The sequence below is a fragment of the Xanthomarina sp. GH4-25 genome (assembly GCF_045363175.1).
GTDB lineage: Bacteria > Bacteroidota > Bacteroidia > Flavobacteriales > Flavobacteriaceae > Xanthomarina.
On sequence record NZ_JBJFLO010000006.1, the window covers coordinates 276680 to 295828 of the forward strand.

A 19149-nucleotide genomic window follows, 5' to 3' on the forward strand; every position below is an offset into this window, starting at 1 on the left:
ATGAAAGTAAGAGCATCAGTTAAAAAAAGAAGTGCAGATTGTAAAATCGTGCGCAGAAAAGGTAGACTTTACGTAATTAACAAAAAGAATCCTAGATTCAAACAAAGACAAGGATAGTTATGGCAAGAATTGCAGGTGTAGACATACCAAAAAACAAAAGAGGAGTAATTTCCTTAACTTATATCTATGGAATAGGTAGAAGTAGAGCAAAAGAAATTTTAGCAGCAGCTAAAGTTGAAGAAAGTACAAAAGTTCAAGATTGGACAGACGACGAAATTAGTAATATTCGTGAGGCTGTTGGTTCTTTCACTATTGAAGGAGAATTACGTTCTGAAACACAATTAAACATTAAGCGATTAATGGATATTGGATGTTACAGAGGGATTCGTCATAGAGCTGGGCTTCCATTAAGAGGGCAACGTACTAAAAACAACTCTAGAACTAGAAAAGGTAGAAGAAAAACTGTTGCCAACAAAAAAATGGCAACTAAATAACAAATAGTCTTTAGTCTTTAGACGTTGGAAAGAATCTGTTTGAAATTTAACGGTTTAGGATTCTAGCGACTATTAACTATTACTAAAAACTAAAATTAGATATGGCAAAGTCAAGTACTAAAAAACGTAAAGTTGTAGTAGACGCTGTTGGAGAAGCACACATTACAGCTTCTTTTAACAACATTATTGTTTCACTTACCAATAAAAAAGGAGACGTAATATCATGGTCTTCTGCTGGTAAAATGGGATTTAGAGGTTCTAAAAAGAACACCCCTTATGCTGCTCAATTAGCTGCAGAAGATGCAGTTGGAGTAGCACAAGAAGCAGGATTAAAGAAAGTAAAAGTTTATGTAAAAGGACCTGGAAATGGTAGAGAATCTGCTATCCGTTCAATTCATAATGCAGGAATTGAAGTAACAGAAATTATTGATGTTACTCCATTACCACATAATGGATGTCGTCCTCCAAAACGTAGACGTGTATAATTTATTTTTTATATAGAATTAATATCAGCTATTTTTAATAGTTGATATTAATTTTTTATATGTAAATTTGCACTCTGAAAAAATAATTAACAAGTATCAACGAGAGATTAACGGTTATCGAAGGATAAGATTAAGACCTTAATTCATAATCACTCTCATAACTCAATTTAAGAAATGGCAAGATATACTGGTCCTAAAACTAAAATAGCTCGAAAATTTGGAGAAGCTATTTTTGGAGAAGATAAATCTTTTGAAAAAAGAAATTATCCTCCAGGTCAACATGGTGCAAACAAGCGTCGTGGAAAAAAATCTGAATATGCAATCCAATTAATGGAAAAGCAAAAAGCAAAATATACTTATGGTGTATTAGAAAAGCAATTCAGAAACATGTTTAAAAAAGCAACTGCTGCTCCTGGTATTACAGGTGAAGTATTGTTACAACTTTGTGAGTCTAGATTAGACAACGTTGTATTTAGAATGGGAATTTCTCCTTCTAGATCTGGCTCAAGACAATTAGTATCTCACAGACACATTACAGTAAATGGAGAAATCGTAAACATCCCTTCTTATCAATTAAAAGCTGGAGATGTCGTTTCTGTAAGAGAAAAATCTAAATCGCTTGAAGCTATCGATAGATCTTTATCAAATTCAAGTGCAGTTTACGAATGGATTACATGGAATAACGAATTAAAGCAAGGAACTTATGTTTCTGTTCCTGCAAGAATTCAAATTCCAGAAAACATAAACGAGCAATTCATCGTCGAATTATACTCTAAATAATAACTGATATAAAAAGCAAATATGGCAGTATTTAATTTTCAAAAGCCCGACAAAGTAATCATGATTGATTCAACTGATTTTGAAGGGAAATTCGAATTTCGTCCTTTAGAACCAGGTTACGGATTAACAGTTGGAAATGCTCTAAGAAGAGTTTTACTTTCTTCTTTAGAAGGGTTTGCAATAACATCAGTTAGAATGGAAGGTGTAGATCATGAATTTTCTACAATAGCAGGTGTCGTTGAAGATGTTACTGAAATTATTTTAAATTTAAAACAAGTACGTTTTAAAAGACAAATAGAAGATGTTGATAGCGAGTCTGTTTCCATTTCTATTTCAGGACAAAATCAAATTACAGCTGGTGATTTCCAAAAGTTTATTTCAGGATTCCAAGTGTTAAATTCAGAATTAGTTATCTGTAATTTAGACCCTAAAGTAAATATTAATATGGAGATTACAATTGAAAAGGGTAGAGGTTATGTGCCAGCAGAAGAAAATAAAAAAGCTTCAGCACCAATTGGGACTATCTTTACAGATTCAATTTACACACCAATAAAAAATGTTAAGTATAGTATTGAAAACTATCGTGTAGAACAAAAAACAGATTACGAAAAATTAGTTTTCGAAATCATAACAGATGGTTCTATTACGCCTCAAGATGCTTTAACAGAAGCGGCTAAAACATTAATCCATCACTTTATGTTATTCTCAGATGAGAGAATTACTCTAGAAGCTGATGAGATTGCTCAAACAGAAACTTATGATGAAGAATCTCTTCACATGAGACAACTATTGAAAACTAAATTAGTTGATATGGATTTATCTGTTCGTGCACTTAACTGTTTAAAAGCTGCAGAAGTTGATACCTTAGGAGACTTAGTGTCATTTAACAAAAACGATTTAATGAAGTTCCGTAACTTCGGTAAAAAATCTTTAACAGAGCTTGAAGAGCTAGTAAACGTTAAAGGACTTAATTTCGGAATGGACTTGTCAAAATATAAATTAGATAAAGATTAATTAATCATATTTTGCTCCTCGATATCGAGTTTGGTAGCAAGATGATAAAACAAATGTCATGAGACACGGAAAAAAGATAAATCACTTAAGTAGAAAAACAGCTCACAGAAAATCAATGTTAGCTAATATGGCTTGTTCTTTAATAGAGCACAAACGTATTAATACAACAGTAGCTAAAGCTAAAGCTTTGAAGCAATTTGTAGAGCCTTTGGTAACGAAATCTAAAGAAGATACGACTCACAACAGACGTATTGTTATGTCACGTTTAAGACAAAAAGAAGCAGTTACCGAATTGTTTAGAGAAGTAGCAGTAAAAGTTGGAGATAGACCAGGAGGATATACAAGAATTATTAAACTTGGTAACCGTTTAGGTGATAATGCTGATATGGCAATGATAGAATTAGTTGATTTCAACGAAATCTATAATGCTGATAAAGCTAAAAAGAAAACAACTAGAAGAAGTAGAAGAGGTGGCTCTAAAGCATCTGAAACCACTGCTCCTGTAGCAGAAACTAAAGCTTCCAACGAAGAGGAATAATATTACTGTTAATTTATGTTAATTAACAAAGGATGGACTTATTAAGTCCATCCTTTTTTTATATTTGCAACTTAAAATTTTAAACAATGAATAAATATTTAGTCTTCATATTAGCATTAACAACTAATTTTATATTCTCTCAAGCAGGTGTAAACATCGCTGCAGAAAATACTTTTACAAATTCAAAAGGAATCATGGGTCATGATGGAATCTGGGTTACAAACTCTGAAAGCTCAAGAACTATAAAAGGTTCACCATATTTGTTTGATTCTTGGAAATCTACTAATGCTTTAATTTATACTAAAGACAATAAAGCATATAAGTTTAATACGCTAAATTATAATGTACGATTAGAACGTTTTGAGTCTAAATTCTCTAAAGATTCTATATTAGCTTTTAACCCTAAAAACATTGAAAAAGTTGTTTTGGATGGGAGAACATTTAAACGCTATCTAGATAATGAATTTCAAAGAAATTCTTACTTTGAAGAATTAGTCGTAACCAAATCAGGAACTATTTTAAGAAAATATGAGACAGCAATAAAAGAAGGTATTTATAACCCATTAACTCACCAAAAAACTACTGATGATGAGCTGATAATAAAAGAAAAATACTTTTATACAGCAGATAATGAAACTCTAAAGCTTATTCAACTTAAAAAATCTTCTATTTTAAAAACGTTAGATTCAGATAAAAAAGACGCATTAAAAGATTATGCCAAAGAGAATGATTTAAGTTTTAAAAATATTAACGATCTAAGAAAGATTTTAAAATATTATAATACACTTTAATATTATAGTTTTCTTTAATAAAGAAATCATAAAAAAGGATAAACATTTTAGTTTATCCTTTTTTTTATGCAATTTTGCAAAACCTTTTTTTTAAGATGAAATACAACAAAAGAGAAAAAGCCATAGTTCTACTTGCAGACGGAACCATTTTTCATGGAAAAGCCATTGGAAAACCTGGAACTGCTTTTGGTGAAGTCTGTTTTAACACTGGTATGACAGGCTATCAAGAAATTTTTACTGACCCGTCATATTTTGGACAGTTAATGGTTGCTACCAATGCACATATTGGAAATTATGGAACTAATAAAGAAGAAGTAGAGTCAAATTCAATCAAAATATCAGGATTGATTTGTAAAAATTTTAGTTACGATTATTCACGAGATGCAGCCGATGCTTCATTAGAAGAATTTTTGAATGAAAATAATTTATTTGCTATATCAGATGTAGATACTAGAGCTTTGGTTACATATATTAGAGAAAATGGTGCTATGAATGCTGTTATTTCTACAGACATTGATAACCTAGAAGATCTTAAAGCACAATTAGCTGAAGTACCAGAGATGAATGGTTTAGAATTAGCTTCTAAAGTTTCAACGAAAGAGCCATATTATTTTGGGAACGAAAATGCGACTTATAAAATTGCTGCTCTTGATATTGGTATAAAAACAAATATTCTTAGAAATTTAGCTAAAAGAGACGCTTATATTAAGGTGTTTCCTTATAATGCAACTTTTGAAGAAATGAGTACTTTTAATCCAGATGGATATTTTTTGTCTAATGGACCAGGAGACCCAGAACCATTAGAAGCTGCACGAACTTTAACAAAAGAAATTTTAGAAAGAAATCTTCCTTTATTTGGTATTTGCTTAGGCCATCAGGTAATTGCTTTAGCAAACGGAATTTCAACATATAAGATGCATCATGGTCATAGAGGAATTAATCATCCAGTAAAAAATGTATTAACTGGTAAAGGAGAAATTACATCTCAAAATCATGGTTTTGCTATAAATAGAGAAGAAGCAGAAAAAAACTCAGACATAGAAATCACTCATGTTCATTTAAACGATCATACAGTAGCTGGGATACGTATTAAAAACAAAAATTGCTTTTCTGTACAATACCATCCAGAGGCAAGTCCTGGACCACATGATTCTTCATATTTGTTCGATCAGTTTATAGAAAACATAAAAAATAAGTAACTTAAAACCTCAAAGAAGATTTAATTCCTTGAGGTTTTTAAATAAAGAAACAATTATCAAAACCTTTTAAAATATTAAGAATGAGCATTATTATTAACATTCACGCCAGACAAATTTTAGATTCAAGAGGAAACCCAACTGTTGAAGTAGATGTCATTACTGAAAATGGAATCATGGGAAGAGCAGCTGTACCATCAGGTGCTTCAACTGGAGAACATGAAGCTGTAGAGTTACGAGATGGTGGAAATGCATACATGGGAAAAGGTGTTTTAAAAGCTGTTGAAAATGTCAATACCATCATTGCGCAAGAATTACTTGGAACATCTGTTTTCGAACAAAACCTAATTGATAAAACCATGATCGATTTAGATGGAACATCTAACAAATCAAAATTAGGAGCTAATGCTATTTTGGGAGTTTCTTTAGCTGCTGCAAAAGCTGCTGCTAACGAATTAGGCATGCCATTATACAGGTATGTAGGTGGCGTAAGTGCTAACACGCTTCCAGTGCCAATGATGAACATTATTAATGGAGGCTCACATAGTGATGCTCCAATTGCTTTTCAGGAATTTATGATTATGCCTGTAAAAGCTGCAAACTTTACACAAGCCATGCAAATGGGAACTGAAATATTTCATCATCTAAAAAAAGTTTTACACGATAGAGGTCTTAGTACAGCAGTTGGTGATGAAGGTGGCTTTGCACCAAATTTAGCAGGAGGTACAGAAGATGCTCTCGATACTATTAAAATAGCAGTAGAAAATGCCGGCTATACATTAGGTGAAGATATTATGATTGCTTTAGATTGTGCTGCAGCTGAATTTTATATAAACGGAACATACGATTACACCAAATTTGAAGGAGATAAAGGTCAAGTAAGAACCAGTAAAGAACAAGCTGATTATTTAGCCGAATTAGCTTCAAAATACCCAATTATTTCTATCGAAGATGGTATGGATGAAAACGATTGGGATGGTTGGAAATATTTAACTGATAAGATTGGTGATAAAGTACAATTGGTTGGAGACGATTTATTTGTAACAAATGTAGAGCGTTTATCTAAAGGAATTGACAACCAAATTGCCAATTCTATTTTAATTAAAGTAAACCAAATAGGAACACTTACAGAAACCATTGCAGCTGTAAACATGGCGCATAATGCTGGATATACATCTGTCATGTCTCATCGTTCAGGAGAAACAGAAGATTACACCATAGCAGATTTAGCCGTGGCGTTAAATTGCGGACAAATAAAAACAGGTTCTGCATCTCGTAGTGATCGTATGTCTAAATACAATCAGTTATTACGAATAGAGGAAGAGTTAGATGAAGTGGCTTATTTTCCTGGAAAGAAAGCATTTAAGATTAAGTAAAAATGTATTATACATTTATTAAAAAAGCGATTATCTAGAGATGGATAATCGCTTTCTTTTTAACTATCAATTTTGTCAATATTTTTATTAGCAAAACCTTTGTTAAGAGCTTTATTAATCGTTAGATATTTCGTAAATTCGTAAAGTTAGAAACTACAATAAATTACAATAATATTTTTACAATATATGTCAGATAAAGCTACAATAGAAATTAAAGGCAAAAAATACGAATTCCCATTAATAGAGGGAACTGAAAAAGAAGTTGCCATAGATATCAAAAACTTAAGAGGAATTACGGATGGTGTTATTACAATAGACCCAGGTTACAAGAATACAGGGTCTTGTGAAAGCGCAATTACGTTTTTAGATGGAGAAAAAGGAATTTTAAGATATCGTGGATATTCTATTGAAGAACTTGCTGAAAAAGCTGACTTTTTAGAAGTTGCATTTCTCTTAATTTTTGGAGAACTGCCAACCAAAGAGCAGCTTGATAAATTTCATACAGATATTAAAGCTCAATCTGTTGTAGATGAGGATGTTCGCAAAATAGTAGATGCTTTTCCAAAATCTGCTCATCCAATGGGTGTTATTGCATCTCTAACAAGTGCACTAACGGCTTTTAACCCTTCTTCTGTAAATGTAAATTCTGAAGAAGACATGTATAAAGCTATTGTAAAGATACTAGGAAAATTTCCGGTATTGGTAGCATGGACGTTTAGAAAGAAAAATGGTTTACCCTTAGATTATGGCGATAAAAACTTAGGATATGTTGAAAATATCTTAAAAATGATGTTTAAGTTACCTAATGAAGAATATAAATTCAATCCAATTGTAATAAATGCCTTAGATAAATTATTGATTCTTCATGCAGACCACGAACAAAACTGTTCTACATCAACTGTAAGAATTGCAGGTTCTTCTCATGTTGGTTTATTTGCTTCGCTTTCTACAGGTATCTCTGCGCTTTGGGGTCCACTTCATGGTGGTGCTAACCAAGCGGTTCTAGAAATGCTTGAAGCTATTAAAGAAGATGGTGGTGATACAAATAAATTCATGGCTAAGGCTAAAGATAAAGAAGATCCATTTAGATTAATGGGCTTTGGACATAGAGTCTATAAAAATTTCGATCCAAGAGCAAAAATTATTAAAAAAGCTGCCGACGAAATTTTAAACGACCTTGGCGTTGAAGACCCTATTTTAAATATTGCTAAAGCTTTAGAGAAAGAAGCTTTAAAAGACCCATATTTTGTTGATAGAAAACTATATCCAAATGTCGATTTCTACTCTGGTATTATTTACAGAGCTATGGGTATTCCAACAGATATGTTTACAGTTATGTTTGCATTAGGTCGTTTACCAGGTTGGATCGCTCAATGGAGAGAAATGCGTTTAAATAATGAGCCAATTGGTCGTCCTCGTCAAATTTATGTAGGCGAAACTTTAAGACCTTTTAAAGCTATCAATAAGCGCTAAATGATATATAATAATACTAAAGCTTCATTTTTTTAATGGAGCTTTTTTTTATTATCTTCAATTGGATATTAAATGAGTTACTTAAATAAATTATAGGTTTGTAACATTATGATTAAATTAAACGTAAATAACGAAACTTCTAGATTAAGAGCAGTTGTTTTGGGAACAGCTAAAAGCAATGGGCCTACACCAACTGAAGATCAAGCATACGACCCTAAATCTTTAGAACATATAAAAGCAGGAACTTATCCTGTAGAAGCAGATATGGTTCTAGAGATGGAAGCTGTTGCAAATATTTTTAAGAAATACAACATTAAGGTCTTTAGACCAGAATTGATTAAAGATTGTAACCAAATCTTTACTCGAGATATAGCTTTTGTAATTGATGATGTATTTGTAAAAGCTAATATTCTACCAAATCGGGAAGAAGAGTTAGAGGCTATTCAATTTATTATTGATCAAATTAATCCAGAAAAAGTAGTTAGACCTCCAGAAGAAGTACATATTGAAGGTGGTGACGTAATGCTGTGGAACGACCATATTTTTATTGGTACTTATAAAGGAAGCGATTATAAAAACTATATAACTGCTAGAACCAATATGGAAGGTGTTCAATATATTAAAGATTTGTTTCCAAATAAAATTGTTAAAGAATTCGATTTGGTAAAATCTAAAATTGAACCAAGAGATAATGCCTTACATTTAGATTGCTGTTTTCAACCAGTTGGAAAAGATAAAGGTATTATTTACAAAAGTGGGTTTAGAGAAGAAAGCGATTATATGTATTTGGTAAACTTGTTTGGCAGAGAAAATTTGTTTCATATTACAAGAGAAGAAATGTATCATATGAATAGTAATGTGTTTTCTATTGCTGAAGATGTGGTGATTTCTGAAAAGAATTTTACCAGATTAAACACTTGGCTGAGGGAAAACGGTATCACAGTTGAAGAAGTTCCTTATGCTGAAATAGCGAAACAAGAAGGCTTATTGCGCTGTTCTACCTTACCTCTAATAAGAGAATAATTACCTTAACGAAATTATAAAGCACAAAAAAAAAGGTCTTCACTAGAAGACCTTTTTTTTTGTGAATAATATATTATATTAATTTAAAATCAATTTCTTAGAAGTTCTATTATTTCCAACTTCAAAAACAGCCATATAAACGCCACTTGGTAAATGTTCTAGATTTAAAGTAGCTTGTTGCTGTGTAATAGATTTTTGAAAAACTTGTTTTCCAAGAATGTCATAAACTTTAAAATTAGCTGAATCATTTAGAACAGCATTAAAAGAAATAGTTACCTGCCCTTTTGAAGGATTTGGATACATATTAATATTTGAATCTAAAACAAAAGATTCAGTATTTAACGTATTGAAATCAACTTGAGCAAAAAACATGGCAGCACCTAAAGAACCTTTAGTTACTTCATATAAATATACTGGATCCATGTTCACTAATAAATCGGTTGCAGTATGTGCATGGGTTGTTTCGTTATATTCATACAAACCTGTAATTACTTCACCATTATCTTCAAAAGGCATATAATCTGAAGCATATGCATAAGAAATATCAGTGTTTAGATTAGAATATAGCTCTATACAAGTAGCCAATTGGTCTGTAACCACAGAAGAGGCTGCATTATTAGAATAAGGAGAACCTTGGTCTCTTTCGCAAACAATAGTATTGTTTGTCATTCCTGCAACACCACCAACTTCATCGATATTAAATACTAGTTTAATATCAAGGTTTTGTGGGTTTACAACTTGAGATACATAACGTTTACTTCCCCATAATCCATCTTCTTCACCACTAAAGTGAATAAATTTTATAGAGTATTCTGTTGGTACATTAGCTAGTAATCTAGCAAGTTCTAACAATAATACGGTTCCAGAGCCATTATCGTTTGTTCCAGGTCCATTTATAGTGTCGTAATGAGCATCAATAATGACATAGGTATTTGGATAAGTTGTTCCGGTTTTAGTAACAATAATATTGTTACTTACTTTTGTGCCAGATGAATAGGAAAACTGATGTAAATCTACATTGGTGTAGCCCATACTTGCGTATCGAGCAGTAATCCAGTTTTGAGCATTTGTAATTCTTGAAGAATTAACATTCTTTTCGCCAAAATTTTCAAACGTCGTTAAATCGTTTGTAATGTTTGTTTGAGATACATTGCTAACAATGTCTCCATAATAAGAATTAAAGGTCTGTGAAAAAGTAGGTGCACTTATAAACAATACAAGTAGGCATAACTTAATACTTAAGTAAAAATGTTTCATATAATTAGATTTGGAATGCTAAAATAAGCGAAAAAACCGAATTACAAAGAATTTTTTTAATTTATTACACAAATTATAGTCACATCTGCTGTGCTTCCAACTGTAAGAGTACCAGTATCTTCGCCTATTTTATAATCTAATCTTTCAATGTCAAAAGATCCTCTAAAAGTGTTGTTAGAAAATTTAAAAGGAATATCTATTGTTTTAGTAACTCCATGCATGGTTAAATCTCCTGTTGTAATATAATCTTTCCCATTAGCACTTACAGACGTTGATGTAAAACAAATGTTTGGATATTTTTCTACATAAAAAAAATCTTCAGTTCTCAAGTGATTATCACGTTTCTCATTGTCTGTATTCACTGTTGCTGCATCTATACAAATATCAAAACTTGAGTTTTCAAGATCATCTTCATTAAAATTAAAATCTCCTTCCATGCCTTTAAATGTGCCTTTTACATTAAAAATAAGACCACCTTTTATTTTAAATTCAATTTTTGAATTGGACGTGTCAATTGTTTGAGCTTTAGTTAAGTTAAAAATTAAAAAGCTGATTAATAATATGATAATATGTGATTTCTTCATGATTATGGGTTTTAAAGAATGTGACATTTCCTATAAATTTAAAAAAAAGGAGCTACATCTCTGTAATTCCTTTCTTATTATTTCGTTAAATGTTTTTTTTAAATCAAAATCTACTTCTATTTAAGGCTTCTCTGTATTTGTTTTCTCAAGTACTTTTGTATCACGATTTTTAACATACTTGTCAAACCAATTAATTTGTTCCCACAATACATGCTCGATCGATTCTTTTGCTCTGTAACCATGATCTTCAAATGGTAGCAAAACCAATCTAGCAGTTCCTCCTGAGCCTCTTACTGCCTCATAAAACACTTCAGACTGAAAAGTCAGGGTTCCTGGATTTGAATCATCATTTCCATGGATAATTAAAATAGGTTCATTGACCTTGTCGGCAAAGAATGTAGGAGAACAGTCAATATAAGACTGTGTTGCTTCAAAAAGTGAACGTCGTTCACCTTGAAACCCGTATGGTTGATTTGTTTTATTGTATGAACCACTTCGTGCAATTCCAGCAGCGAATAAATTAGAATGTGCTAACAAATTAGCAACCATTAAACCACCATGACTGTGACCAATAATGCCAATTCTATCAGGATCTGCAATACCCATGTCTATAGCTTTTGTAACAGCAGCTTCTGCATCTGCTACTAATTGTGGAACAAACGTGTCATAAACTGTTTCAGGATCACCAATCATTGGCATGGCAGTATTGTCTAATACAGCATAACCACGCATTAAAAAATATTTGTGAGATGGACCGTATATTCTCATAAACCGATTGGAGGACCCTCTAACTTGTCCAGCTGTTTTGCCACCAGAATATTCTAAAGGGTATGCGTAAACAACGGTAGGCAATCTGGTTCCTTCGGTATATCCAGGAGGTAAAAGCAATTGAAAACTTAATTCGACACCATCATTCCTTTGGTATTTTACAATCTTGTTTTCTATCTGTCGTAATTCAGGACTTGGATCCTTAAATGTTGTAATAGGATGTTTTGTTATTGTTCTGGTACTTTCGCCAGCATCTGCAACAATGGTTTCTCCAAATGTTGCTAAATATAAATTAGGCACCTCTGTAGTAGATTCAGAACTCATAATGAAAGTGTTAGAATCTGCAGCAAAGTCTATAAAATACTGATACTTGTCTTTTTCACTTCGGAATATTCTTTGGGTTTGTCCAGTTTCAATGTCTCGCTGGTCTACAAAAGGACGATCTCCATCTTCGCTCCCACCACTTCCACGGAAATAAATAGAACCATCTTCTACTTTAAATACATATTTACCATTATCCAACTGTGTGAAAAGCGGATAACCTGGATCATTGTAACGATCGTTTTCATCTAGATCAAACCAAAGCTTGGAACTACCTTTATTAACATCCAGCAGCCAGACATAACGCCATCTTTTCATGCGCTCTCTTTGGTAAACCATAAGCATTCCGTCTTTTTGTCCCCACATAGTCCCTTGTATACGATGTTCTGCTTTAAATACTTCATTAGGTTTGTTATTAAATGGAGCTTCCCAACTCATAAGTCTGTCTCTGTATTCTACTTCTGCTACTGGATTCCCACCATCTAATGCTTCTGTCCAAAACAAAGTATGTGGTGCTGTTGGTTGCCAAGAAACATTTCTTGGTCCAGTAATAACACCATGTATAGGGACTTCGTTAGCAACAGGTTGGTTGACTACAGTTTTTATTAATTTGCCTTTAAGATCCCATACTTCAGCATCATTTGCAAATCGCCACCATGCCACTTCATGCGACCAAGGTTTTTTTAATCTTTCTACCAACAAATATTTTCCATCTGGAGATACATCTGCAGACATGTAAGACGCCGATGGTCCAATAACTTGAGATTTTTTTGATTTTGTATCATAAATTACCAACTCACATTGTGTGTAATAACTAAATAGGTCATCATCATATGAAGTTTCAAGAAGGTTTCTAGCTTCGTAAGTTGATCGTGCAGATGCACCTGCATCTTCAAGAATCATAGGTCCATTTGGAATCGATGGTTCTTCTGGAACAGCACCACGATTGTTAATGTTTCTAATTAAAATTTGCTCTTGATTTGGTAACCATTTTACGGCTTGATCCATGAGTGGATTAAGAATGATACCTGATACTTTTTCTACTCGACCACTAATATCACCTAGCCATAATTCAATTCGGTCTTCAAATCCTACAGACAAAGCAAAACGCTCACCATCAACTGTCCAGTCTGTTGAAATAACTTCAGCATCCTTTGGAATATTAATGGGTACTGTTTTACCATCTTTTATTGTGATGATTCTTGGTGAAGTACCTCCGTGCCTACCATGGTAGTAATTGTTTTTTGGGTTTACACGGGTTCCGGCAAGCTTTAGCATAGGTCCAGCTAATTCTGATAAACTAGGGTAATAAATTGGATCTGTAAGAATCATATGTGTACTTGCAGGAGACGTGGATGTTCTAGGTAATTGTGGCGCATAAAGAATTTTAAGAATGTCATCATCAGGAGACTTCCATGCATTGGAGTCTTCATCTGTATTTATTTCCTGTGCGAAGGATTCTTGGGTGTTTATTAAGCCAAAGAAAATGAGGAATGGTAGTATAAAAACTAATTTTTTCATATTTAAGGTTTAAGTGTTTGTTGTTAGTTAAAATATATAAGCACTAATATACTGATTATCACTTAAATTGTTCTAGGTGTTGTTGCTTTATTCTTGTAATGAATAAGAAATAAAGTGGATAAAATGTGACAATTTTTATATTAACATCTACTATCAATCAAAACAAAAAAGGATTTACAGTTAAGTAAATCCTTTATTAAATATTGTATGATTTTATATTAGAGTCTATTTATTCATTATTTCCACAAACAAACCTTCTTCAGTTTTTTCTACTTTAGCAACTTTGTTTTTTGTTAAGTCTTTAATGGCTTTGTCCCATTTTTTATTAGATAAACCAGATTTAATTTTTAAATCGTTTAATTCTAATTTTTCAACTTTATTTAAAATTTCTAAAACAGCTTTGGCATCTTCACTAATAGCCAATGGTTTTTTCTCTGGTCTCATTTGAGGGAAAAACAACACTTCTTGAATAGATTGATTGTTAGTTAAAAACATAACGAGTCTATCCATTCCAATTCCCATTCCAGAAGTTGGAGGCATTCCATATTCTAAAGCACGAAGAAAATCGTGATCAATAAACTCGGTTGCTTCATCATCTCCTTTGGCTGCTAGTTTTAATTGGTGTTCAAACCGTTCGCGTTGATCTAAAGGATCGTTCAATTCAGAATAGGCATTAGCTATTTCTTTTCCACAAACCATTAGTTCAAAACGTTCAGTTAATTCTGGATTCTCTCTGTGTTCTTTACATAACGGACTCATCTCTTTAGGATAATCTGTAATAAAGGTTGGCTGGATATAGTTGCCTTCACATTTTTCTCCAAAGATTTCATCAATCAACTTGCCTTTACCCATAGTGTCATCTACTTCAATCCCAAGGTCTTTTGCAGCTTGCCTTATTTCGGTTTCACTTTTACCAGTGATATCAAAACCTGTAAAATGTTTGATAGAATCTGCCATGGTTACTCGAGCATAAGGTGCTTTAAAGTCAATCTCATGTTTGCCAAAAGTAGCTTTAGTGGTTCCGTTTACAGCCATAGCACAATGTTCTAAAAGTTGTTCGCAGAAGTCCATCATCCAGTTGTAATCCTTATAAGCTACGTAAATTTCCATGGCCGTAAACTCTGGGTTATGAGTTTTGTCCATGCCTTCGTTTCGGAAGTTTTTAGAAAACTCATAAACACCTTCAAAACCACCAACTATTAAACGTTTTAAATATAATTCGTTGGCAATTCTCATATATAAAGGAATATCCAAACTGTTGTGATGTGTTATAAAAGGTCTGGCTGCTGCACCACCTGGAATGGGTTGTAAAACAGGTGTTTCAACTTCAAAATAGCCAGCATTATTAAAAAAACTACGCATGGCTGTATAAAGTTTGGTACGCTTTATAAAAATCTCTTTCACATGAGGATTCACTACTAAATCTGCATAACGTTGTCTGTAACGTAATTCTGGATCTGTAAAAGCATCATGGACATTACCTTCGGAATCTGTTCTAGGTAAGGGTAAAGGTCTAAGGGCTTTACTTAAAATAACAAAGTCTTTTACCTTAACGGTTTTTTCTCCTACTTTAGTTGTGAATAATTCTCCCTCAACACCAATAAAATCTCCTATATCTAGAAGTTTTTTATAAACAGTATTGTATTTTGTTTTGTCATCTCCAGAACAGATTTCATCTCTATTAAAATACACTTGAATTCTACCTTCGCTATCTTGAAGTTCAGCAAAACTAGCATTACCTTGAATTCTACGAGACATTAAACGTCCAGCTACAATCACTTTCTTGCCTTCAAAAAAATCCTGTTTCACCTGTTTTGAAGTGTGGTTGTAAGGAAATAAATCTGCTGGATATGGATTGATACCTAATTCGCGTAATTTTGACAGTTTGTCTCTGCGTACTAATTCTTGTTCTGATAATTGCGACATATATATGGAGTTGTAATTTTTTGAAGCTACAAAGATAATTACTATTAGTTAGGATATCAATTTATTATATTGGAAAATATTCTTGTAACAAATAGGTTTGTTTTTGTACTAATAAGTATATTCATCAATTAAAAATAATCACATGAGTTTTTGGCGTGTTTTACTTTCCATTTTTTGTCCACCTTTAGCAGTAATAGATAAAGGTTGTGGCTCGATAATAATTGTTTTTTTACTTTGGCTTTGTGGCTGGGTTCCAGGAGTTATTGCAGCTTTAGTAATATTGAATAATCCGAAGTCTTAAAAATTGTATCTTTGTATTCTTAAACAACTTTCTTAAAAGAATACTTATGTCTCGTTTTTTTGTTTTACTTGTGGGTCTTTTAGCGTTTGCATTAACAGGCTGTAATTTTACTGAAGAAATTACATTTCAACCAGATGGATCTGGAGAATTTATCATGAATTACGACTTGAGTGAAGTTATGAAAACCCTCGAAAAAATGGGTGGAGATAAAGAAGGAAATGAAAATGATAAGAAAGAAAAGATAGATAGTATTGTGTATTTTAAAGATATCTTGGCTGAAAAATCAGACAGTATTTCTAAATTATCTCAAATAGAACAAGATAAATTACAATCACTTGAAACCATAGTCATGAGGATTAAAATGGATGAAGCAACTGGTAGTTTTGATTTTGGTTTTGGTTCAACATTTAAAAACCTTGATGAGTTACCCGATGTTTTAGAGAAAATTGAACAAGCAAAAGAATTTAACTCAAAAGATGATGCTCAGTTTTCCAAAATGGAACAAAGTGCTGTAGCAAAATCTGCCAAGAACCTGTTGGAATATGTCGATTTTTCCTATGATGGAAAAACATTTTCTAGGGCCCTAAGTGAAAATTACAAACCTTCGTCAGAAGATATAGAGGCATTAAATACCGAGATTAGCCAAATGGGAGAATCTAAGGATACTTTTGAAGGAATGACTTATACCTTGATTTATCATTTTCCTAAAACCATTAAATCGGTTTCAAATACTAAGGCAGAAATTAGTAACGATAAGAAAACAGTGACACTTAAAATGAATTTTTTAGAAATGATAAAATCTCCAGAAAATGCCACATTAAATGTTATTTTAAATGATTAAATAAAAGTTGATTTTGAATAAAACAATTAAAATACAAGAATTAGGATTAAAAGATTATAAAGATTCTTGGGACTACCAAGAATCGTTATTTAAAAGTATTGTAGATACTAAAATAAAAAACAGAAGGGAAGATGCTAATCTTGAAACGACTAATTATTTTCTGTTAGTAGAACATCCTCACGTATATACACTTGGAAAAAGTGGCGATATGAGTAATTTACTTATAAATGAAGAGCAGCTTAAAGCTAAAGGAGCCAGTTTTTATAAAGTAAATAGAGGAGGAGATATTACCTATCACGGTCCAGGACAAATTGTAGGTTACCCTATTCTTGATTTAGAAAATTTTTTTACAGACATTCATAAATACCTACGCTTATTAGAAGAAATGATTATTTTAACATTGGCAGAATATGGCTTAAAAGCTGAACGAAGCAAGGGTGAAACAGGTGTTTGGTTAGATGTAGGAACACCCTTTGCTAGAAAAATTTGTGCAATGGGAGTTCGTGCTAGTCGTTGGGTTACCATGCATGGCTTTGCTTTAAATGTAAATGCTAATTTAGGTTATTTTGATAACATGATTCCCTGTGGAATTCGAGGAAAAGCGGTCACGTCTCTTCATGTGGAACTTGGTAAACAAGAAGTGAATGAAGTAGAAGTGAAGCATAAATTATTGAAGCATTTTGCTGTTTTGTTTGAAGCTGAAATTGTAAAACAAGAAGCAACTGTTTAACTATCTAATTTTATTTCTTTTAAATATCACATTTAAAGTACGCCCACTATAAATACTTAATTCAGATACCTCACCTTTTTTATTACGGTTAAATTTTACATACATGCCATAATCTGTTGCAAAAAAATCTTTTGAGATAGGTTTTAAAGAGATGTCTTCATTCCAACGATGTTGAACAACTAACTGATTATTTACAACCTGAATATGATATAGGGTTTCTAATTCATCACTCCAATAGTCACCTTCAAAATTAGTTAACTGTTCTGGGTTTGGGACCCAAGATTCTACACGTTCGAAAATGTCTTTAGAATTGGTTTTTAAAGCCGTTAATTGAGTTTTTCCACTAGGAAGAGTATCAATTATAATTTGCTCGTCACTACCATTTATTTGAAAAGTGTTAGACTTAACAGGAATTAGTTTTGTTCTGCCATTTATGGAAAGTGTATCTTCAATCAAGGTTAAATTAATAGTTTGGTTTAGGGTAGATGCTAAATAAAGTCCAGTTAATTGTTCTAACTTTTCTTTTTCGATGGTGATTCCTTTATATTTATAATCAGTGTCGATGATGAATTCTTCTAACAAAAGATCAGCAATTTTAGTAGTTGAAATGATACCTTTTCCACCAAAATTTGAAACAGTAAAAATACCTGTATCTTGATTTGGATAATAACTTAATTGCGTAATAAAAGCTTCATGTCCACCTGTATGTCTATATCTTTTTAATCCACGATAGGATCCAACATTAATGCCCAAAGCATATCCTGAATTAATACCATTATTTAAGACAAATGGTTCAAGAAATAAATTATTAACAGCATCTCCACCAAGCATTGACTTACTATAATTAGTTATCCATTTTGTAATATCTTGAACACTCGTATTAACATCAGCAGCACCAAAAATAGCACGATTACTTTTTTCATTTGTGTAACCTTTATCTTCACTATAGGAGTAAGATTCAGCCGCATTAATCATGACCTCCCCAACATAAGTTTCTATTTGTGTGTCCTTCATATCTAAAGGCTTCAGAATGTTTAATTTCACCCATTCTGCTGCAGATACGCCAACTGCTTTCTCAAAAACTTCAGCTAAGATTACCCAAGCAGTGCTATTGTATGTATAGCTAGAACCAGGTTCGAATTCAAGTTCTGGTTGCTTTCTAACTACTTCCAAGCATTCTTCCCTAGAAAGCCGATCTACCCCAATGTCTCTACCAGAAAGACCAGACATCGTGTAAGCTTCTCGATAACCACTGGTATGTGAGAGTAGGTGTTTTATGGTCACTTGTTGGTCAAATTCTGGCCAATCTTCAAGATATTTACTAACTGGATCGTTTATGTTTATTTTCCCTTCAATTTGTATCATGGCAAATGCATAACCAAGAAATTGCTTGCTTACCGAACCAATATTGTACAGCATTTTCGAATCGTTAGGAATATGATAAGACATATTTGCTAATCCATAACCTTTACTGAAAATGAGTTTTCCATTCTGAACAATCCCAATTACTAATCCTGGAGTGGTGTCGTTAACTGTTTTTGGAATCAAAGCATCGATTTTAGATTCTATATGGTTGAGATCGATAACTTGCCCTTGAATGGTTGGAGAGTAAATATATCCAATGCTAAATAAAACAAATAAATAAACATACTTCATACTAGTTGGTTGTTAGTTAATAGGTGTCAGTGGATTAGAATGCAGGGTAAATTTGGAGGTAGAGTTAAAGGTAT

Annotated in this window: 19 protein-coding genes; 14 read left to right on the forward strand and 5 right to left on the reverse strand. The window is 32.5% G+C overall.

Annotated elements, in window-relative coordinates:
• The 11 genes from ykgO (at position 1) to ACI5KZ_RS11040 (ending at position 9170) form a co-directional block, all read left to right on the forward strand.
• Positions 1 to 117 (forward strand): type B 50S ribosomal protein L36, encoded by a 117-nt coding sequence (ykgO, locus tag ACI5KZ_RS10990; RefSeq protein ID WP_013305171.1) that lies wholly within the window; start codon positions 1 to 3, stop codon positions 115 to 117.
• 2 nt (positions 118 to 119) lie between these two features.
• Positions 120 to 494 carry a 30S ribosomal protein S13 gene (gene rpsM / locus ACI5KZ_RS10995; RefSeq protein WP_109308682.1) on the forward strand — a complete coding sequence of 125 codons (375 nt, stop codon included), beginning with the start codon at positions 120 to 122 and terminating at the stop codon, positions 492 to 494.
• 101 nt (positions 495 to 595) lie between these two features.
• A complete protein-coding gene (gene rpsK / locus ACI5KZ_RS11000) occupies positions 596 to 979 on the forward strand; it encodes a 30S ribosomal protein S11 (RefSeq protein ID WP_109308683.1) in 384 nt (127 codons plus the stop codon).
• A 174-nt stretch (positions 980 to 1153) separates the two neighbouring features.
• On the forward strand, positions 1154 to 1759 hold the full coding sequence (gene rpsD / locus ACI5KZ_RS11005; RefSeq protein WP_406847647.1) for a 30S ribosomal protein S4: 606 nt from the start codon (positions 1154 to 1156) through the stop codon (positions 1757 to 1759).
• Between the two features lie 21 nt (positions 1760 to 1780).
• Complete coding sequence (locus ACI5KZ_RS11010) at positions 1781 to 2773, forward strand: DNA-directed RNA polymerase subunit alpha (RefSeq protein WP_109308685.1); 993 nt, start codon at positions 1781 to 1783, stop codon at positions 2771 to 2773.
• 58 nt (positions 2774 to 2831) lie between these two features.
• On the forward strand, positions 2832 to 3311 hold the full coding sequence (rplQ, locus tag ACI5KZ_RS11015) for a 50S ribosomal protein L17 (RefSeq protein ID WP_109308686.1): 480 nt from the start codon (positions 2832 to 2834) through the stop codon (positions 3309 to 3311).
• A gap of 86 nt (positions 3312 to 3397) precedes the next feature.
• Complete coding sequence (locus tag ACI5KZ_RS11020; protein ID WP_406847648.1) at positions 3398 to 4102, forward strand: hypothetical protein; 705 nt, start codon at positions 3398 to 3400, stop codon at positions 4100 to 4102.
• A gap of 95 nt (positions 4103 to 4197) precedes the next feature.
• Positions 4198 to 5301, forward strand: a complete 1104-nt coding sequence (carA, locus tag ACI5KZ_RS11025) for a glutamine-hydrolyzing carbamoyl-phosphate synthase small subunit (RefSeq protein ID WP_109308688.1) — start codon at positions 4198 to 4200, stop codon at positions 5299 to 5301.
• Positions 5302 to 5381: 80 nt separating this feature from the next.
• On the forward strand, positions 5382 to 6674 hold the full coding sequence (eno, locus tag ACI5KZ_RS11030; RefSeq protein WP_406847649.1) for a phosphopyruvate hydratase: 1293 nt from the start codon (positions 5382 to 5384) through the stop codon (positions 6672 to 6674).
• A 186-nt stretch (positions 6675 to 6860) separates the two neighbouring features.
• A complete protein-coding gene (locus ACI5KZ_RS11035) occupies positions 6861 to 8147 on the forward strand; it encodes a citrate synthase (protein ID WP_109308690.1) in 1287 nt (428 codons plus the stop codon).
• A gap of 108 nt (positions 8148 to 8255) precedes the next feature.
• A complete protein-coding gene (locus ACI5KZ_RS11040; protein WP_406847650.1) occupies positions 8256 to 9170 on the forward strand; it encodes a dimethylarginine dimethylaminohydrolase family protein in 915 nt (304 codons plus the stop codon).
• Positions 9171 to 9248: 78 nt separating this feature from the next.
• On the opposite strand, the gene ACI5KZ_RS11045 is transcribed toward ACI5KZ_RS11040, so the two are convergent.
• From ACI5KZ_RS11045 to lysS, 4 genes are all read right to left on the reverse strand, one after another.
• Positions 9249 to 10427, reverse strand: a complete 1179-nt coding sequence (locus ACI5KZ_RS11045) for a M28 family peptidase (protein WP_406847651.1) — start codon at positions 10425 to 10427, stop codon at positions 9249 to 9251.
• A gap of 56 nt (positions 10428 to 10483) precedes the next feature.
• Positions 10484 to 11011 carry a YceI family protein gene (locus ACI5KZ_RS11050; RefSeq protein WP_406847652.1) on the reverse strand — a complete coding sequence of 176 codons (528 nt, stop codon included), beginning with the start codon at positions 11009 to 11011 and terminating at the stop codon, positions 10484 to 10486.
• 120 nt (positions 11012 to 11131) lie between these two features.
• Positions 11132 to 13621, reverse strand: a complete 2490-nt coding sequence (locus ACI5KZ_RS11055; protein ID WP_406847653.1) for an alpha/beta hydrolase family protein — start codon at positions 13619 to 13621, stop codon at positions 11132 to 11134.
• A 225-nt stretch (positions 13622 to 13846) separates the two neighbouring features.
• Entirely contained in the window at positions 13847 to 15547 is a 1701-nt protein-coding gene (gene lysS / locus ACI5KZ_RS11060; RefSeq protein ID WP_406847654.1) for a lysine--tRNA ligase, read from the reverse strand.
• 142 nt (positions 15548 to 15689) lie between these two features.
• Between lysS and ACI5KZ_RS11065 the strand changes: the two genes are divergently transcribed.
• Genes ACI5KZ_RS11065 through lipB form a run of 3 tightly spaced genes read left to right on the forward strand, consistent with a single transcriptional unit; the run spans position 15690 to position 17419 of the window.
• The gene (locus ACI5KZ_RS11065) at positions 15690 to 15848 is read left to right on the forward strand and encodes a YqaE/Pmp3 family membrane protein (protein WP_109308696.1); all 159 of its coding nucleotides are present in this window, start codon (positions 15690 to 15692) and stop codon (positions 15846 to 15848) included.
• Positions 15849 to 15894: 46 nt separating this feature from the next.
• Positions 15895 to 16689: a hypothetical protein gene (locus tag ACI5KZ_RS11070; RefSeq protein ID WP_109308697.1), complete on the forward strand. Its 795-nt coding sequence runs from the start codon at positions 15895 to 15897 to the stop codon at positions 16687 to 16689.
• 13 nt (positions 16690 to 16702) lie between these two features.
• Complete coding sequence (lipB, locus tag ACI5KZ_RS11075) at positions 16703 to 17419, forward strand: lipoyl(octanoyl) transferase LipB (protein ID WP_406847655.1); 717 nt, start codon at positions 16703 to 16705, stop codon at positions 17417 to 17419.
• On the opposite strand, the gene ACI5KZ_RS11080 is transcribed toward lipB, so the two are convergent.
• Positions 17420 to 19075 (reverse strand): serine hydrolase domain-containing protein, encoded by a 1656-nt coding sequence (locus tag ACI5KZ_RS11080; RefSeq protein WP_406847656.1) that lies wholly within the window; start codon positions 19073 to 19075, stop codon positions 17420 to 17422.
• Positions 19076 to 19149 lie beyond the last annotated feature (74 nt).

What these genes read in the sequence shown, in the direction of transcription:
- ykgO (WP_013305171.1), top strand. Translation starts at nt 1, where the DNA reads ATGAAAGTAAGAGCATCAGTTAAAAAAAGAAGTGCAGATTGTAAAATC.
- rpsM (WP_109308682.1), top strand. Translation starts at nt 120, where the DNA reads ATGGCAAGAATTGCAGGTGTAGACATACCAAAAAACAAAAGAGGAGTA.
- rpsK (WP_109308683.1), top strand. Translation starts at nt 596, where the DNA reads ATGGCAAAGTCAAGTACTAAAAAACGTAAAGTTGTAGTAGACGCTGTT.
- rpsD (WP_406847647.1), top strand. Translation starts at nt 1,154, where the DNA reads ATGGCAAGATATACTGGTCCTAAAACTAAAATAGCTCGAAAATTTGGA.
- ACI5KZ_RS11010 (WP_109308685.1), top strand. Translation starts at nt 1,781, where the DNA reads ATGGCAGTATTTAATTTTCAAAAGCCCGACAAAGTAATCATGATTGAT.
- rplQ (WP_109308686.1), top strand. Translation starts at nt 2,832, where the DNA reads ATGAGACACGGAAAAAAGATAAATCACTTAAGTAGAAAAACAGCTCAC.
- ACI5KZ_RS11020 (WP_406847648.1), top strand. Translation starts at nt 3,398, where the DNA reads ATGAATAAATATTTAGTCTTCATATTAGCATTAACAACTAATTTTATA.
- carA (WP_109308688.1), top strand. Translation starts at nt 4,198, where the DNA reads ATGAAATACAACAAAAGAGAAAAAGCCATAGTTCTACTTGCAGACGGA.
- eno (WP_406847649.1), top strand. Translation starts at nt 5,382, where the DNA reads ATGAGCATTATTATTAACATTCACGCCAGACAAATTTTAGATTCAAGA.
- ACI5KZ_RS11035 (WP_109308690.1), top strand. Translation starts at nt 6,861, where the DNA reads ATGTCAGATAAAGCTACAATAGAAATTAAAGGCAAAAAATACGAATTC.
- ACI5KZ_RS11040 (WP_406847650.1), top strand. Translation starts at nt 8,256, where the DNA reads ATGATTAAATTAAACGTAAATAACGAAACTTCTAGATTAAGAGCAGTT.
- ACI5KZ_RS11045 (WP_406847651.1), bottom strand. Translation starts at nt 10,427, where the DNA reads ATGAAACATTTTTACTTAAGTATTAAGTTATGCCTACTTGTATTGTTT.
- ACI5KZ_RS11050 (WP_406847652.1), bottom strand. Translation starts at nt 11,011, where the DNA reads ATGAAGAAATCACATATTATCATATTATTAATCAGCTTTTTAATTTTT.
- ACI5KZ_RS11055 (WP_406847653.1), bottom strand. Translation starts at nt 13,621, where the DNA reads ATGAAAAAATTAGTTTTTATACTACCATTCCTCATTTTCTTTGGCTTA.
- lysS (WP_406847654.1), bottom strand. Translation starts at nt 15,547, where the DNA reads ATGTCGCAATTATCAGAACAAGAATTAGTACGCAGAGACAAACTGTCA.
- ACI5KZ_RS11065 (WP_109308696.1), top strand. Translation starts at nt 15,690, where the DNA reads ATGAGTTTTTGGCGTGTTTTACTTTCCATTTTTTGTCCACCTTTAGCA.
- ACI5KZ_RS11070 (WP_109308697.1), top strand. Translation starts at nt 15,895, where the DNA reads ATGTCTCGTTTTTTTGTTTTACTTGTGGGTCTTTTAGCGTTTGCATTA.
- ACI5KZ_RS11080 (WP_406847656.1), bottom strand. Translation starts at nt 19,075, where the DNA reads ATGAAGTATGTTTATTTATTTGTTTTATTTAGCATTGGATATATTTAC.